Annotated in this window: 13 protein-coding genes; 4 read left to right on the top strand and 9 right to left on the bottom strand. The window is 45.2% G+C overall.

Features of this window, described 5'->3' with window-relative positions; translation table 11 throughout:
* The first annotated feature begins 118 nt into the window (after positions 1 to 118).
* The 3 genes from Q7J08_RS01200 (at position 119) to fdhF (ending at position 6,554) form a co-directional block, all read left to right on the top strand.
* A complete protein-coding gene (locus tag Q7J08_RS01200) occupies positions 119 to 832 on the top strand; it encodes a 3'-5' exonuclease (RefSeq protein WP_304909865.1) in 714 nt (237 codons plus the stop codon).
* 56 nt (positions 833 to 888) lie between these two features.
* Positions 889 to 4,032 (top strand): hypothetical protein, encoded by a 3,144-nt coding sequence (locus Q7J08_RS01195; protein ID WP_304909864.1) that lies wholly within the window; start codon positions 889 to 891, stop codon positions 4,030 to 4,032.
* 497 nt (positions 4,033 to 4,529) lie between these two features.
* Entirely contained in the window at positions 4,530 to 6,554 is a 2,025-nt protein-coding gene (gene fdhF, locus Q7J08_RS01190; RefSeq protein ID WP_304909863.1) for a formate dehydrogenase subunit alpha, read from the top strand.
* Here fdhF and Q7J08_RS01185 read toward each other — a convergent pair.
* The 8 genes from Q7J08_RS01185 to Q7J08_RS01150 all read right to left on the bottom strand — a co-directional run bounded on the left by Q7J08_RS01185 (position 6,547) and on the right by Q7J08_RS01150 (position 14,093).
* Positions 6,547 to 6,720: a hypothetical protein gene (locus Q7J08_RS01185; protein WP_304909862.1), complete on the bottom strand. Its 174-nt coding sequence runs from the start codon at positions 6,718 to 6,720 to the stop codon at positions 6,547 to 6,549. The genes fdhF and Q7J08_RS01185 overlap by 8 nt on opposite strands.
* A gap of 62 nt (positions 6,721 to 6,782) precedes the next feature.
* The gene (locus Q7J08_RS01180; protein WP_304909861.1) at positions 6,783 to 7,577 is read right to left on the bottom strand and encodes a class I SAM-dependent methyltransferase; all 795 of its coding nucleotides are present in this window, start codon (positions 7,575 to 7,577) and stop codon (positions 6,783 to 6,785) included.
* Positions 7,578 to 7,586: 9 nt separating this feature from the next.
* Positions 7,587 to 8,477, bottom strand: coding sequence for an ATP-binding cassette domain-containing protein (locus tag Q7J08_RS01175; RefSeq protein ID WP_304909860.1), 891 nt, complete (start codon positions 8,475 to 8,477; stop codon positions 7,587 to 7,589).
* Positions 8,474 to 9,490 (bottom strand): ABC transporter ATP-binding protein, encoded by a 1,017-nt coding sequence (locus Q7J08_RS01170; protein WP_304909859.1) that lies wholly within the window; start codon positions 9,488 to 9,490, stop codon positions 8,474 to 8,476. Before Q7J08_RS01170 ends, Q7J08_RS01175 begins: the two co-directional genes overlap by 4 nt.
* Before the next feature lie 7 nt (positions 9,491 to 9,497).
* A complete protein-coding gene (locus Q7J08_RS01165; RefSeq protein WP_304909858.1) occupies positions 9,498 to 11,072 on the bottom strand; it encodes an ABC transporter substrate-binding protein in 1,575 nt (524 codons plus the stop codon).
* A 179-nt stretch (positions 11,073 to 11,251) separates the two neighbouring features.
* Complete coding sequence (locus Q7J08_RS01160) at positions 11,252 to 12,157, bottom strand: ABC transporter permease (RefSeq protein WP_304909857.1); 906 nt, start codon at positions 12,155 to 12,157, stop codon at positions 11,252 to 11,254.
* On the bottom strand, positions 12,145 to 13,146 hold the full coding sequence (locus Q7J08_RS01155; protein WP_304909856.1) for an ABC transporter permease: 1,002 nt from the start codon (positions 13,144 to 13,146) through the stop codon (positions 12,145 to 12,147). Before Q7J08_RS01155 ends, Q7J08_RS01160 begins: the two co-directional genes overlap by 13 nt.
* A gap of 455 nt (positions 13,147 to 13,601) precedes the next feature.
* A complete protein-coding gene (locus Q7J08_RS01150; RefSeq protein ID WP_304909855.1) occupies positions 13,602 to 14,093 on the bottom strand; it encodes a glycerol permease in 492 nt (163 codons plus the stop codon).
* Positions 14,094 to 14,441: 348 nt separating this feature from the next.
* On the opposite strand from Q7J08_RS01150, the gene Q7J08_RS01145 reads away from it, so the two are divergent.
* Positions 14,442 to 14,876: a hypothetical protein gene (locus Q7J08_RS01145; RefSeq protein WP_304909854.1), complete on the top strand. Its 435-nt coding sequence runs from the start codon at positions 14,442 to 14,444 to the stop codon at positions 14,874 to 14,876.
* Here Q7J08_RS01145 and Q7J08_RS01140 read toward each other — a convergent pair.
* Positions 14,859 to 16,163, bottom strand: a complete 1,305-nt coding sequence (locus Q7J08_RS01140) for a Fic family protein (RefSeq protein ID WP_304909853.1) — start codon at positions 16,161 to 16,163, stop codon at positions 14,859 to 14,861. The two genes, Q7J08_RS01145 and Q7J08_RS01140, sit on opposite strands and share 18 nt — an antisense overlap.
* Between the last annotated feature and the right edge of the window lie 174 nt (positions 16,164 to 16,337).

Genomic DNA, 16,337 nt, shown 5'->3' with positions numbered 1-16,337 from the left:
TCGGGACCAGGGGTGAGATGCTCCATCTTCTTTCATTACTAAGTAGGAAAAGAAATGATTATCCGCGTTTAGCAAGAAACTTAATGCTAACACACCCAATTGAATGCTAGGTACATCCATGGTTTCATCATTGATATTTTCTATTCCAACCAGTTTAGCCAAGATATATTCACACATGATTGTACTTGATGTGGAAACAACAAATCGCAATCCCGAGTTAGATAGAATTACAGAATTGGCAGCCCTTTGTATCGGATCGGATGGTGTTGATTTTTCAATGGATGCATATGTTCAACTTCCAGATGACGTAGAGATTGAACCGGAGGTGGAGAAGATTACTGGATTGACACGGGAATTTTTATCAATGAAAGGATTACCGGAAAGCGAAGTTGCTCGTCGTTTTGCATTGATGTTGCGGATTCCGGGTCCAATACTATTCGTCAGTCACAATGCACAGTTTGATCTCTCATTCCTACGGAATATGTTTAATCGGTATGGTTATTCATTTCCACAAAAATGTGGAGTAATTGACACATTAACTGTGTTTAAAGATAGATTTCCCTACCCGCATAAGCTTAGTGATGCTATTTTATATTATAATATAGATGATGTAGAAAATACACATCAGGCAATGGATGATGTAATGGCACTTTGTGCTGTATTCTATGAAATGAACCTCGAAAAAGATGATTTGGCAGACTATGTGAATTTATTTGGATATCATCCTAAATATGGTTATATTGGAGAGAAACTGCCAGGTATTGTATATTATCCTCAGGAATTCAATTCCTCCACCAGATTACCAGATGTTATAAAAGAGAGAAATTTGTAGAATATCATATGTCTGTGCATCGGATTTATATTGGAATAGCATAGATTATTTATATTGTGTCTACGAAAAATGCCGATAATTATATTCCAGAACTTTATAATCGCCTATACAAAAAACTGAAACAAACGATATACTACACTCCTGATTTATGTTCTCAGGAAACACTTGCACGCTTTGAACTGAATGGGCAAGAGGAGAAAAAAGAGATAATACTTGTTTTAATGGCATTATCTGGAATTCCATCGGATTTTGAAGAGATTAATACGATTATTAATGGTTGGATAAATAAAATTTTTTGTCATATACTTCCAAAATCAGTCGATTTTGATAATAAGGAGTCCAAATTACCCTCCAAACGTACAGTATCAAATGTAAGTTCGTCACCTAAATATGTTATTGATGGCGTAAATTATTTCTTTGACATCCCAGTTCCACTATTGATACTGGATGTATGGTGGATTACTGAGATAGGTGTATTCTTGGATCAGGAATTGGGGGATTGTTGTTATGCAAATCGAATACATGATTTGGTGATATCGAAAAAAGATAAGGACAATAGTTCACATTTGTTCAAAAAATACATCAATCAATATAATGACTGGAGATCCAATGCAATGAAAAGTGCAAAGGAAGCAGTAAGTAATCATGAAAATACACTTATCTTCTCTCTTGACTTTGCAAATTATTTTTACTCAATTGACATTGATTTTAAGAAAATATTAGATAGTCTTAATAATAAATTCAATTCGAGTAATAATCTTGAGAAACAAACATTATGGGAACATTTGAATATAATTCTTGAAAAAATTCACATTAAATCAACGGATTTAATCAAAGAACAGGCAAAGAAAACACATCAAAGCATTTTCTCTGAAGATACATGGGACAAGGGTAAGAATGGTCAAAAGAAAATTCTCCCAATTGGATTACCATCATCTCAGATTTTTGCAAACTGGTATCTCAAAGATTTTGACAAAAAAATACTGGATGATTTAAAGCCAAGATATTATGGTCGGTATGTCGACGATTCTATTCTGGTCATATCGCAACCGCAATATTCCAATGATGAACAGCCAAAACGAATAATAAATTCTGATTTAGAGACTGTTATCAAAAAATATTTTGTAGATAGAGGGATTCTTGCAAAATACCCAAAAACTCAATCAAATGCTCAGGGTCCCCAATATTACATAAAAATTCAGGGTGTCCCTAAAAAAAGAATAATTGTACAAAATGAAAAAATAAAGATATTTCAGATAGATTCACATCATTCAACGGCTCTTCTGAAATTATTTACAAAAGCTATCGAAGATAATTCTCAAGTGTTCACGTATCTCCCTGAGGTTCCAATAAATGATCTTTGTGATACAGACTTATATCATCTTGTCTATGAGGAGAGTGGAACGAATAAACTGAGAAATATTGAGAGATTAACTATTAATCAGGCTGCATTTTCGATTTTACTTGCTAAACAGTTGTCACATTTAAAAATCTGCGGCAAACCTCTCGAATATAGTGAGGAGTTTATTAAGACACTTCTCCAGGATTTACGTGGGAAAAACTATCTTAGCTACATTCGTTCATGGGAGAAACTCTTCACATTATTTATTTTATCACAAAAACCCGAGGGATTGAAAGATATCTATTATGATATTAAAAAGAATATTTCATATTTACAATATTCTCTGGATAATAAATTCGAGTATCGTGTCAAGAAGGATTTAATAAAATACGAAGAGCTAGCGTTAGCTTCAGCCTTAGCATTACTATCTGAGGATAGTTTTGATAAATATTGTCCATATTCTAGAACAGTAAGTGATGAAATACCAACAGCAACTCGGATATATGATTTTTCCCAGTGTTTCAGGGAGGCAAATATGCTTCGTCATCATCATGTGTCCTATCCTCTCCTGAATTATGTTAAAGATTATTCCGGTGATCTCTGTAACATTGATGTATTCTATTCCGGGTTTACAAACTCACTCGAACTTGATGAAGTGAAAATAAAAAATACGCCGCGTTTCATTCACATTCATGAACTGCAGTTATTCTATGCTCTAAAAGATTTGAAAACAAAAGGGAGGTTGACCTCTAGAGAGGATTCAGATGAAATAAAAGATAGTGACCCAGTCAAACTCTTAGGATATCTAAAGGATGCAATAAAGAAACAATCTGATGTTTATCAATGGATGGCGAAAATAGATGAAGATAAGATAAATATTAATATTGAACCTCTGCATCAAAGAAATTTCAAAATCACATCTGATGTGCATCCTACAAAAATCACCATCACTTCCAATGCAGATATATTAACAAAGCTTCGTGTTGGAATTGTTAATCTGAAGTTACCCTATGCTGATATATCGAGTAATTATGAGACAACAAAAGAGCATAATCTGTCTCTGGAGAAATGGCTGGAGATATCTCAGATTCTGAATACAGCTGTAAAGGAAAAATGTAATCTCGTAGTATTTCCTGAGTGTGCTATTCCCGCCCAATGGTTACCTAGTTTAACGATGTGGACCCGTGAACATCAGATTGGATTGGTATTTGGGATAGAACACATTTGTCTCCCCTCTCCCGAAGGAGAAGATATGTGTAAAAACAAGCCACTGGCTTATAATCTAACTGCTGCGCTTCTTCCCTTCGAAGTTAAAGATATGTATAAGTCCTGTTGTGTATCTCTGAGAATCAAAAATCATTATGCCCCAGAAGAAATTCGTGACCTCAATAAGAATGGATATGATATTCCCTGTTTTGAAAATGCAATATATCATCTTTACGAATGGAGAGGAACACAGTTTACTGTGTACAACTGTTTTGAATTAGCAGATATTCAGCATCGGGCAATTTTCCGGTCTGAATTAGATTTTCTGATTGCCTGTTCATGGAACAAAGATGTCTCATATTTTATGGATATTCTTGAATCAGTTACCCGAGATCTGCATTGCTATGTAGTTTATTCAAATACTTCTGAATTTGGTTGTTCGCGAATAATACAACCATCAAGACATGAAAAAAGGAATCTTGGTCAGATCGGCGGTGGGAAAAATAGTACTCTCATTGTTGGAGAACTGGATATTGAATCCCTAGCCAACTTTCAATCCCACGAATATGATGCAAACGATAAAAGGTATAAACCCCTACCTCCCGGATTTAAAAGAGAACGAGCTATTAAAAGACATGGAATTGACATCTAACTTTCATTATTGATTCAAAATTGAAATGATTTCATTTCTTCAGAGATGAAGAGAGAAACGTTCCATTCAATCGAAAATAGAGAGTTCGATAGGAATTTTGGCAGGTTTGACTCAATTTTTGATTAGGGTTGAGCAGGACAAAACCGGTAAAAATGGGATGGGAATAGGTCGCTTTTTGGACCAGATTTTTTGTGCGGGATTCTTTGGATAGTACCATTCAGCACACAAAATACACAAAATACACAAAAAAAACGACGAAAAAACGAAAAGGGGGGACAGGGGGCGGATACTAGGAACATTACTGCAGATTTTCTGCAAAAAAAGTTTTGCTTCAGGAATTCTTTATCCTGAAAACAACGGCGATGCACGATCCCGCAATGATCCCGGGCCGGCAGAGGCGAGGCTGCCGGTCACCTAACGGGAAGAACACATCTACCCGATTTCGTCATGACGTATAAAGAATAATATCAATCCTCCGCACATATTATCATAATAACATGGATGTTCGTCTGGTCAGAACCATCTGTCCCTACTGCGGAACAGGATGCAGCCTCTCGCTAGCCGTAGTCAACGGACAAGTACGGGGCGTGCATCCCTATCCCCGGTCACCGGTAAACGCCGGAAAACTCTGTGCCCGCGGTCTCTCCTCCGCCGAATTCGTCAATTCCCCGGACCGTCTCACCCGTCCGATGATCAGAAAGAACGGGACCCTCGAAACGGTCTCTTGGGAAGAAGCTCTCGCCTACACTGCGGACCATCTGAAAACCTACCTTCCTTCGGAACTCGGTGTCCTCTCCTCCCCACGCGTATCCAACGAAGACAACTATGTCATGATGAAGTTCGCACGCGGCGTCTTAAAAACCAACAACATCGACCACTGCGAACGCTTGTCCCACACATCGACCGTCCAGCCGCTCATCGACTCGTTCGGCTATCCTGCGATGACAAACAGTATTGCGGACATAGCCGGATCGGACTGTATCCTCGTGCTCGGTTCAAACGTGTTCCGTCAGTTCCCCCTCATAGGGCGGGCGATCATCACGGCACAGCAGAACGGCGCAAAATACATCTGCGCAGACCCGCGAAAAACATTCACCGGCTCGACCGCTGATCTGGCCATACAGTTTTACCATGGTTCGGATGTCGCCCTCCTGAACGGGATCATGCAGGTAATCTGCACAAACGGCTGGGAAGATGCCGGGTTCATCGCGGCACGGACCGAAGGGTATGCGGCGTTTTATGACCGGATCATGCAGCCGGCATACGGTCTTGACCAGGTATCCAAGGCAACAGGGGTCAGTCCCGAGGCGATCCTCCAGGCCGCAGAATGGATCTCTTCGGCAAAAGGATGTTCCATCATCTATTCTACAGGCGTCACCAAATTTGGCGCGGGTGACGATGTTATCCAGACAATAGCAGATCTCCAGCTTCTGACTGGAAACGTTGGAAAGAAAGGAGCCGGCATGTCGCCCCTTCGGGGGCAGAACAACATCCAGGGAGCCTGTGATATGGGGATCCTCCCCGAATACTTTACCGGCTATCAGCGGGTCGATGATCCAAAAGTCCATGCGGCGTTTTCCCAGGAATGGAAGTTTTCTGAGGGGATCGCCGGACCGATCCGCGGACTGGACAGTACGGAAATGATGGATCGTCTGCAGAAGAACACGGGCGAGATCAAAGCCATGTATGTTCTCGGCGAGAATCCCGTGCTTTCCGGCCCCGACCTGGCGGAGTCCCGGGAGACGTTTTCCCATCTTGAGTTCGTGGTCGTCCAGGATATTTTTCTGAACGAAACCGCGGAGTTTGCCGATGTCGTATTTCCGGCGGTCTGTTTTGCAGAAAGGGACGGGACCCAGACGAATACGGAACGCCGGGTCCAGCGGCTGCAGAAAGCTCAGGACGGCGTGGGGGAGGCAAAGCAGGATTGGAAGATCCTCGCGCTTCTTGCAGAAAAGATGGGGTATGCAGAGCAGTTTCCCTGGAAAACATACGGAGAGATATTTGCCGAGATCGTGCGGATGACCCCGATCTATGCAGGAATGACATACGACGAAGTCGGGCGGCCGGAAGGTATGCAGTGGCCCGTCACTGAAGCAGGAAGTGAGCAGCTGTATGCCGAACGGTTTGCGACAGCAAACGGGAAAGCCCGGTTCATTCCTGCGGAGTGGGCGCGGACCTGCGAAAATACGACGCCTGAGTTTCCGTTTCTGTTTTCGATGGGGAGGTGCATCTTCCACTGGGATACCGGGAAGATGACCCGGAGCAGTACGCAGACGGCGAACTGGATCGAGATCCACCCGGAGGATGCACAAGAACTCGGGATCGCGGAGGGTGACGAGGTGGAGATCGAAACCAAAGATAAGATCCTCTGCGGAACTGCCAGGATCACGGATGAGATCCTCGAAAAAACGGTGTTTATGCCGTCACATTATGTGGATGCACAGAGCAGCGATCTGATCCAGAATACGTCGCTGGATGCTGCCGCACGTATGCAGCCGGTGCGGATCCGGAAAATTATTTGAAGCAGCCGAGCATGCACTGAGAGATCTTGATGTTGTTTTTGATACAGCAGCTGCCGATCTCGGTTAAAGGTATCTGGTATTTTTCAGCGATCATGTGTGCTTTGCCGCAGGTGATCGCGGTTTCGATGCCTTCGGTACGGAGGATGGTCTCAATATCCTGTGTCATATGATAAAATGAAGGAGGTGCTGGTCTATAAATCCATGGGAATGGGAATGCAAAAGAGGAGTTTATGTCTGTTGCACGCCCTCTTCTTCAACACAGATCGGTTTACTCCCTGCTATCAGATAATAAGAACTCATTTTCATGATCTTGCGATACCACGGAAGCTGCCTGCACTGATTCTCCGTGATCTGTTTCAGATCCAGACATGCAACCTCTTCTAAACCCGTCTCTGCAAAATACGTCCGCACAACATCAGGAGAGACGCCGCCTTTATGCGGCAGAGCGGCACGAACCTCCTCGCTGTAACTTCGTTTTCCGTGCGGATGCGCCTCAAGACTGTGTGCGAGCATATCACTCACCTTCCTGCGGGCTTTCGTGATAGACGATCCGTCATCCCAGACCCCGTCGATCACCAGCACCACACCTCCCGGCTTTGTGATGCGGAACCAGTTTTCAAGAGCCGTCGCCGGATGAGGAAGGGTCCAGAGAAGATGACGATTGACCACGACATCGAACGTATCATCCGAAAACGGCGGGTACTCCGCATCCCCCTCGGTAAAGGTCATGGAAAGATCATGCTCCGCGGCTTTCCTGCGGCCGACCCCCATCATCCCTTCCGAAAGATCGATGCCGGACACCTCGTGTCCCATCTCCGAGAGAATAAGACCCATCGCGCCCGTCCCGCACCCTACATCGAGAATACGGAGGTTGTCGTTCTTTGGTAAAACTGCGTTGAACGCCTCCATCCAGAGACGCTTCTCTTCTTCCGTTGCTATACCGTGAGAAACATGGGAATCATAATACATTGACTCTGCATTCCAATTTTCCGCGATATCTGCTTTGAGTTTACTTTCTTCCATAATAATCAATTACCCATCCAAAAGGAAATGTCCTTTCGAAACCTCTGAAAATGTTCCCTCTCCGGTAAACGAGGAGGTATCATACTCAAGAGATTTTTTCTTCCGTTCAAAATCCGGATCCGGCACCGGTATCGATGAGAGAAGTGCCTTTGTATACGGATGAAGCGGATGTTCAAACAGGTCTTTCGTCTCTGCCATCTCCACGATCTTTCCCTTCAGCATAACTGCCGTCCTGTCACTGATAAACCGGATAAGAGAAAGATCGTGTGCAATGAAAATGAACGTGAACTGATGTTCCTTCTGCAGATGCTGGAACAGTGTCACGATCTGGGCCTGAATGGAGATATCGAGCGATGCAATCGGTTCATCTGCAATGATAAGATCGGGCCGGATCGCAATTCCCCGTGCGATCGCGACCCGCTGCCGCTGCCCTCCGGAAAGCTCTCCCGGGTACTTCGTTCGGTAATGCTCGGAAAGCTCGACGTTTTCCAGCGTCTCTTTGATACGGGCATCAAGCTCCTCAGTACTTTTCATGACCTTATTGATTGTCATAGGCTCGGCAATGATCTGTTCAACAGTCATATGGGGATTCAAGGCCGCTGCGGAATCCTGAAAAATGATCTGCATATTCTTCTGCAGATCCGATTTGTTCTGCCGGAACACATCCTTATCGGAGATCTTATTCCCTTTGAAAAAGATCTCGCCGCTCGTTAGCCGATTCACACCCATTAACGTACGGGCAACCGTGGATTTTCCCGAGCCCGTCTCACCCACAATGCCGAATACCTCTCCCTCATTCACGGAAAAACTTATTCCGTCAACTGCTTTGATGGTCAACTGCCGGTTTATCCGGAAATACTGGGTAAGATCGCGGACTTCAAGAATCGGATCATCAGTCATGCGGCACGCTCGGATTTGAGAGAGATCGGCGGAGTGACCTCTGGGGCCCGTTCATCGAGCAGCCACGTGGCGGCAGAATGCGTTGGCGAAACCGCAATCAGCGGGGGCATCATATCATAATCGATCTTCATTGCATACTCATTCCGGATTGCAAAGGCATCTCCCGGAGGAGGATTCACCATCAGCGGCGGCATGCCGGGGATGGGACGGAGGGGCTGCCCCTCCTTTGCAAGAGATGGAAGTGCCCGCATCAAACCCCAGGTATAGGGATGACGGGGATCATAAAAGACCTCTTCGGCAGTCCCGATCTCTACGATCTTTCCTGCATACATGACCGCAACACGGTCCGCGATACGTGCGACCACGCCAAGATCATGACTGATGAACACGATCGAGATCCCGGTCTTGTCCCGGATGTCGAGCAGGAGATCCAAAATCTTCGCCTGGACCGTAACATCGAGCGAAGTTGTCGGTTCATCGGCAAAAAGGATCTTCGGTTCCGAAGCAAGAGCTATAGCAAGAACGCACCTCTGCCGCATACCTCCTGAAAAGAAATGCGGCTGAAGGGAATATCTCTCAACCGGATTATCGATCCCGATAAGCTCTAAGAGGGCGATGGCCCGTTGTTTTGCCTCTTCCTTACTCACCTTTCGGTGCTTAAGGATAGCCTCGGTGATCTGTTTTCCGATCGGCATTGTCGGATTCAGCGTCGTCATCGGATCCTGGAAGACCATCGATAAGAGAGTCCCCCGGAGTTTCCGCATTTTTTTCTCGCTGAAATCCGTGATATCCGTACCGTCTGCAATGATCTTTCCAGATTCAATGATCGCATTTTTCGGCAGGAGTTTCATCACCGACTGGCACATCACGGTCTTTCCGCATCCGGACTCTCCAACAATAGCTAGAATCTCGCCCTTGTTTAGTTCCAGACTGACGTCTCTCACGGCCTGGACTTTCCCATCAGGGGTAGTAAAACTCACCGACAGGTTTTCGAGTTGTAAAAGCGGATCCATAAAAAAATTATTTGTTGAGTGTCCAATTCTCAATATTCCACATCACACCAACTGCGTGGTGACCGAGAACTCTTGTTGTGTCAAGACCGGATAATCCATTGATGCTCACATAATTTCCGTCAAGGTACGATACAAGAACGATACCCGGATCCTCCGCGTATGCGACCTCAAAATCTCCATAGATCGTGTGACGTTTCGCGTCATCGGTTTCATGACGTCCGGCTTCAAGCAGTGCGTCTACTTGAGGATTGGAGTAGGACATTGTGTTCCCGGATGCACCAGTCACATAATTCGAATAGCTCATATCCGGATCGAACTGTGCTGCGTATCCGGCGAGGAAACCGTTGTATCCAAGCTTCCAGTCGAATCTCGTAACAAGAACGACTTCCATATCGACGCCTGCTTCTTTCAGCATCTGGGAACAGAGGTTGGCGATATCGACACGCTCTTCTTCATATTCACGGGTCTGGATCGTGAAGTGGAACTTTTCACCGTTCCGCTCGTAGATACCGTCGCTTCCTTTGACCCAGCCGAGTTTTGCCATCTCGTCGGCAAACTTCGTCAGATCGTAGGAGTAGATATCTGCCGCCGTGTTTCCTCCATATTCATTGCACTGGATCGGACTGTATGCCGCGAATCCTCTGCCGTCAAGCACGCTCTTTACTACTGCGTCCTTGTCGATCGCATAGTTGAGAACACCGATAGAATCACCGTTTTTCTGCCAGAAATCGGTGGCCATGTCCATAGACATCCCGCGATAATCCGCGGTCTTGAAATCGATGTTCTTATATTTATCATTGTTTCTAAAGGTTTTTGCGTAGTTTGCATTCAGCCAGGCAAGATCTGCCTCTCCGGTCATAAGCATCGTTGCTTTGGTGCTCTCAACCGAGACGGTCTTGTAGATGACCCGATCAATGTTAGGGATCTTACCATAATACGCCGTGTTCTTCTCAAGAACGATCATACCGCCGGCAGTATCCCATTCAACGAATTTATATCTTCCAGTACCGACAGGGTTCTGGTTGAACGTGTCGGTGTTGATGTCTTTTCCTTCCAGAAGATGTTTCGGGATGATGCCGATCGTGAAGTACCCGGGCATCGCCGCATTGAAGTCCTTCATCTTTATGACAACCGTGTAGTCATCCGGCGCAGTTATGCTCTCGATATCCTGATAGTTGCTGGTTATACTTGCAGAAAGCCTCTCATTATTCACTAAGGTGTCATAGGTGAATACAACATCATCAGCGGTGAACGGCTCGCCGTCATGCCAGGTCACCCCTTTTCTGAGGTGGAAGGTATAGACCATGGTATTCGGGTCATAGGTATAACTCTCGGCTAAATCTACGACCGGCGTTCCATCCCCGGAATACTTCATCAGTCCGGAAAAGATGAGATCGGGAAGTTCCTCATGGTTGTTCAAAAGCGGGTTGATCGTGTCTTCGGATTCTCCGGCATACACGAGCGTATTACTCATGTCTGTATTGCCCGAATCAGAAGTGTTTGTACATCCTGCACAAAAAGTCAGGAGCAATGCCGCACAGATACAGAGTGCAAAAATAGCCACAGTACGTTTGTTAGTCATAGTTGATTTTTCCATAAGCGAGATAATACTCGTGATTTTTCCTATACACACATCCGATCTTTCATCGCAGACATCTTCAGATCATACGAATTTTAAAATTAATATGTAATAGACGTTACTAATCTGTATTCTATATGATATAAATATTACATATTTATAAAAAAGTAATATTTTGGGAGTTATAATCTGTTGGGTCGTTTGTTTGTTTCTTTCCGGAAACAATTGGCGATCGTCGTAATACAGGAGAGGGTCACGACCAGAAACAGTCCAGGAATGATGATGACCCACCAGGTATTGAGGAGGAGCGCCCTGTTGGCAAGTGAGAGCATACTGCCCCACGAGAGGATATCAAGGGGAAGACCGAGACCAAGGAAACTTAAGGTAGCTTCCATGGTGATACAGGCACTTATGCTGGATACGACGACGAACATGATCGCGGGAATGATATTCGGGATCAGATGGACCCTGACAAGATGCCCGAAACTCGACCCCATCGACTTTGCGGCGAGGACGTATTCGTTATTGCGTATCTGCCTGACTTCACTCCTGACGATTCTCGCAAGAGCAAACCAGCCGGTTATTGCGATAACGACGGAAATGGTAAGGATATTCTGTGTTCCCATAATGGCTATCAGCAGTATCGCCAGAAGAATGGTCGGGATGCTGTGAAAAAGTTCTACGAAACGCTGCATGATCATATCGCCGGATGTTCCTGCAGTACCGTTAACACATCCGTAGGTGATGCCGAGTATCGTGATCATAGCCGTTCCTAGAAGACCGACGAGAAGTGAGGTCCGGCCGCCGTACCAGATGAGAGAGTAGATATCCCGGCCAAGCGAGTCCGTTCCGAAATAGAATTCACTGTTCGGGGCTTCATTGAGGTGGTTGAGATAATACATCGAGGGATCATGGTTGCTGATAAAGTTTGCAAAGATACATCCGAGAACGATTGCGGAGAGGATGACGATCGGGATCCAGGGAAGTTGTTTGAGTTTAAAGAGGAGCGAAGGTTTTTGCTCGGGTTGTTCCCAGGTCCGGTAATCCGGACCGACGATCTCGAACAGGGAGGAATCTAATTCTCCCATGTTGATCCTCCCGCATCTTTCATTCTGGGATCAATGACTTCGTTGATCGTATAGGCAACGATGCTGGTTATGATGACGAGTGCCCCGGTTATGAGTACCAGTAACATCAGAAGGTTGTAGTCATGACATTTGGCAGCTATGACGGACATATTTCCGATACCCGGATAATTGAAGACGGCTTCTGCGATGTAGGTCCCGCCAAGTACATGCGGGACAGAGATCGCCATGAGATTGATGATTGTGGGGGCAACGTTTCGCAGAGAGTGTTTCCAGACGATGGCACGTTTTGTAAGACCTTTCGCTTTGGCGAGAAGAACATAGTCTTTCCTGTTTTCGTCCAGGAGTTTATTTCGGATCATGTATGCGTAATACCAGATGTGAGTCACGATCATTACCGTCAATGGAAGGATAAGATGCCAGATCCGGTTGAGAATGTTGCCTGACATGCCGTAATCATATGCACCGCTCGAAGGGAACCAGCCGAGGTTGACACTGAATATGAGAACGAGGACAAGACCCAGCCAGAAGGCAGGGATGAAGTAGGTTATCGTACCAATTTTGCAAACGAGCCGGTCGAAGAAGGTGTCTTCGTGGAGGGCACAGGCAATAGCAAGGAGGATGGCAAGCGCGAATACAAGAAGGTAGGCGGTGAGACCCAGAATGAGGGTGTTGCCAATCAGAGGTGCTATCACATCCATGGCAGGTATCTTGTACTGCAGAGAGATGCCAAAGTTTCCGGATAATGCATGCGTGATCCAGGATATATATTGAGAGAAGATGGAACCATCAAGCCCCAGGTATACCCGTGCAGCCTCTAATTCAGAGGTGGTCATGGATTCTATTGCGTCGCCGTAGAATGCCTGAAGGGGGTCACCCGGTGCAAGGCGGGAGAAGACGAAGACGATAATAGAGAGGAGGAACATGGCCCCCACGAATAGGAGGATGTTTTTGAGGAGTTTTTCGAGAAAGAGATTGTGTTTGAGTGTCATTTTCCACCGGGAGTATTGGGGTATCGCCCAATTGGTGTTATGATATTAATTATTGTACAATATAAATAATACACTTTTTATAATTCGTAATACTGAAATGAGTGGTCGATCCGTGACTTTCGTGATGGTGAGCGCAGTCTGCGGAGATGGAAAAAAAATCGAACTGGTAGTATTAACTGCAGTTGAAAAAAGCAGGTCCGAGGGGACCTGCTCGCAAGGCAAAGCCTTGGTCGCAAATCAGAGATTTGCTCAGCTAAGACCGGTCCTATGGACCGGTCCGCCTCGGCTAAGGGACCTAAAGGTCCCCGCCCACTCGCAAAGCTTCACTTTGCTCGGCTGAGGGACCTAAAGGTCCCCGCCTCCTCCACAAGCTTCCCAAAAAGCATAATGAGAAACCCGAGGAACACAAGGATCAGCTTCCGAAGGCGGCTGGAGATCTGCATCTCCAGTCTCCCTCAGTTCAGGGCCGGCTTCGTGTCTGCCCAGGCATCGACCGCGGCGATGGTAGCGTCGTCGGCATAGCCGGAGACGGTCATCGACTCCCGATTCAGGCTGATCTGGAAGGTGTCGGTCCCGAGCTTTGCGGAAATGCGGACATTCCAGGTGGCTTCGGTACCGATCTCGGAGGTCTCCGCGGTACCGCCGTTCCCGAATGCGGTCTTGAGATCCGCACTGCCGGTAAGGGCGGTGATTGCTGCCGAATACTCGGCACGAGTGTAGGCTGTGACCTGGACCTTGCCGTTCATCTCGGAGGTGTTCGGGTCAAAGTACCCGACATAGGTCTTGTAGGTCTGCTTACCGAGTTCGACCTCGGCAAGGCTGAGGGGATTGTCTTCGCCCGTAATTTCTGCGATGATCGCATCATACGCGGCGGCGTTCGTAAACTCTGCGGTGAAAGTCCGCTTTGCGGACTTCGAGATTGCTGTCTGAATGAAATCAGCTGTCATGGTTTTTTCTTTCCCGAGATCAGTTGGGGCCCCGTCCAACCTCTATACAATTATGGGTCAGGTGGATGGATAGCGGTAAAGTTTTTGTTGATTTTTACCAAAAAAGGTAGGTTTATATGGGGGTATGTGGAGGGGGTGTCGTTCCTATTTTTTGGTGGTCAGGAAGAAGGTAGGTCCAATTACTAATTTAACAGATATTAGTAATAGATTAGTAATTGGAAATATGCCGCATATGTGCCCAAACACCAGATAAGGGGAAATGAGGCTTACTACTAAATTTACACAACTTAGTAATTCATTAGTAATTACCCCCTCCCCCCTCCCCTCCATTCAGTTCATATGAGTAAAATGTATCCAATTACTAAATTTACACAACTTAGTAATTCATTAGTAGTTGGCCTTCTGCCTCCTCCTCCTCAGTCAGTGCATATGAGTAAAATATATCCAATTACTAAATTTACACAACTTAGTAATTCATTAGTAGTTGGTCTTCTGCCTCCTCCTTCTCAATCAGTGCATATGAGTAAAATGTATCCAATTACTAAATTTACACAAATTAGTAATTTATTAGTAGTTGGCCTTCTGCCTCCTCCTTCTCATTCAGCGCATATGAGTGAAAAGTATCCAATTACTAAATTTACACAAATTAGTAATTCATTAGTAGTTGGCCTTCTGCCTCCTCCTTCTCATTCAGTGCATATAAGTAAAAAGTATCCAATTACTAAATTTACACAAATTAGTAATTCATTAGTAATTCAAAAAAAATTAGTCGATTTTTTGTAACCACTCAGGCCGCACTGAATAAAAAAAAGCCCTCCCTTTCTTCTTTACACTCAGATACTTCGAATCCGCCAGATGCATCATATCCGTCCTTGCCGTCTGATACGTCACCGAAAACCGGTCTGCGATCTCCTTAATGCCAAATTCTTCTGTCTTATACTCAACCATATAGGTAAGGATGGCTGCCTGCCGCTTGCTCACATCCGACAACACAGAAATTGCCTTCTCTGCATTACTCTTTCTGCTACTCTCAAGCTTCAGGTGACGGATCAATGCCTCCCGTGCCTTTCTGATGCACCGGATATTATACAAAATGAAATACGTCAGATCAAGATCATCCTCCTCCGTTGCCAGATACGCATCCCGGTATTTTGCCGGTGCCTGCTGAATGATTTTCGAAATCGGAATATATGCAAACACCTCATACTTCCTTGACAACACATACCAGTAAAAGAGCGTTCGGGCAGTTCTCCCGTTACCATCATAAAACGGATGGATGTAGCCGATCAGAAAATGCAGCGCAATACCCACGATAATCGGATGGACAAATGAATCCCCATCATTTGGATAATTCCTGTCATGATTCACAAAATCGCACAATGCGGCAATCATCGGCTCGATCTCCTCGGCATTCGGGGGGTAATAAATCACTTCGTGGGTCACTTTATCTTTTACATACACATCATTTACATTCCTGAAAACCCCTGACTGACCCTCATCCCGTAGAGTATCCTTCGTCACGATACCCTGAACCTCCCGGATAAACTCAGGGGTCAGCATATCATCCATCTTGCCCCGGATAAACTGCATCGCCAGATGATTGTTCACGATCATCTGCTCATCCTTATTCTTTGGAGGAATATTTTTTCGGAGCATATTCTTTGCTACAAGCTCCGTAGTAACAGCCCCTTCTAACTTACTCGAAGCGATCGCTTCATCAGACAAAGCCTCTATAATATATTCCGTTGCAGACTCCAGAGACTTGCTACCCTGTGAAAAAACTGTAGAGAGATTCTGGTCACACACATGCAGTTCCCGCGAGATTTCCGGCGTAAGAACATAGGTGATATCCAGCGGTTTATACGGCAGATGATTGCAGAACAATACCCGTGTCAGTTTTAAAAGCTCCCAGTTCTCTTCCCATTGATCCTTCGGTACCCGGTACTTTAACTCCTTTTTTGTATAATATTCACCCATCTTCTCAAGTGGCAGTATACCTTTCAGACCGGTGAGCTGTTTGCTTACAGTTTTAATGAGAATATCGCGGTCAGCACTCTTTTCATCAGCCATATACTAATCTACCAACTACTAATATAATGAAATTAGTAGTTTACTATCTTATACTTATCCCCACTCATCCCCACTCCTTTTCAATATACATCGTCGCAACCCACCATCGCAAATCTTCGGTTTGCTCACAAGTCTATCGACTTGCTCAGCTAAGAGCGAGCCTGTCGGCTCACT

Origin of the sequence: Methanocorpusculum sp., from assembly GCF_030655665.1 — an archaeon.
Classification (GTDB): Archaea; Halobacteriota; Methanomicrobia; order Methanomicrobiales; family Methanocorpusculaceae; genus Methanocorpusculum.
The sequence above is the reverse complement of the archived record's forward strand: the minus strand, read 5'-3'. Positions and strand labels throughout refer to the sequence as shown.

Excerpts from the sequence above, each read along its gene's own strand:
- Q7J08_RS01200 (WP_304909865.1), top strand. The coding sequence starts at position 119 with ATGGTTTCATCATTGATATTTTCTATTCCAACCAGTTTAGCCAAGATA.
- fdhF (WP_304909863.1), top strand. The coding sequence starts at position 4,530 with ATGGATGTTCGTCTGGTCAGAACCATCTGTCCCTACTGCGGAACAGGA.
- Q7J08_RS01185 (WP_304909862.1), bottom strand. The coding sequence starts at position 6,720 with ATGACACAGGATATTGAGACCATCCTCCGTACCGAAGGCATCGAAACC.
- Q7J08_RS01180 (WP_304909861.1), bottom strand. The coding sequence starts at position 7,577 with ATGGAAGAAAGTAAACTCAAAGCAGATATCGCGGAAAATTGGAATGCA.
- Q7J08_RS01175 (WP_304909860.1), bottom strand. The coding sequence starts at position 8,477 with ATGACTGATGATCCGATTCTTGAAGTCCGCGATCTTACCCAGTATTTC.
- Q7J08_RS01170 (WP_304909859.1), bottom strand. The coding sequence starts at position 9,490 with ATGGATCCGCTTTTACAACTCGAAAACCTGTCGGTGAGTTTTACTACC.
- Q7J08_RS01165 (WP_304909858.1), bottom strand. The coding sequence starts at position 11,072 with ATGACTAACAAACGTACTGTGGCTATTTTTGCACTCTGTATCTGTGCG.
- Q7J08_RS01160 (WP_304909857.1), bottom strand. The coding sequence starts at position 12,157 with ATGGGAGAATTAGATTCCTCCCTGTTCGAGATCGTCGGTCCGGATTAC.
- Q7J08_RS01155 (WP_304909856.1), bottom strand. The coding sequence starts at position 13,146 with ATGACACTCAAACACAATCTCTTTCTCGAAAAACTCCTCAAAAACATC.
- Q7J08_RS01150 (WP_304909855.1), bottom strand. The coding sequence starts at position 14,093 with ATGACAGCTGATTTCATTCAGACAGCAATCTCGAAGTCCGCAAAGCGG.
- Q7J08_RS01145 (WP_304909854.1), top strand. The coding sequence starts at position 14,442 with ATGTATCCAATTACTAAATTTACACAACTTAGTAATTCATTAGTAGTT.
- Q7J08_RS01140 (WP_304909853.1), bottom strand. The coding sequence starts at position 16,163 with ATGGCTGATGAAAAGAGTGCTGACCGCGATATTCTCATTAAAACTGTA.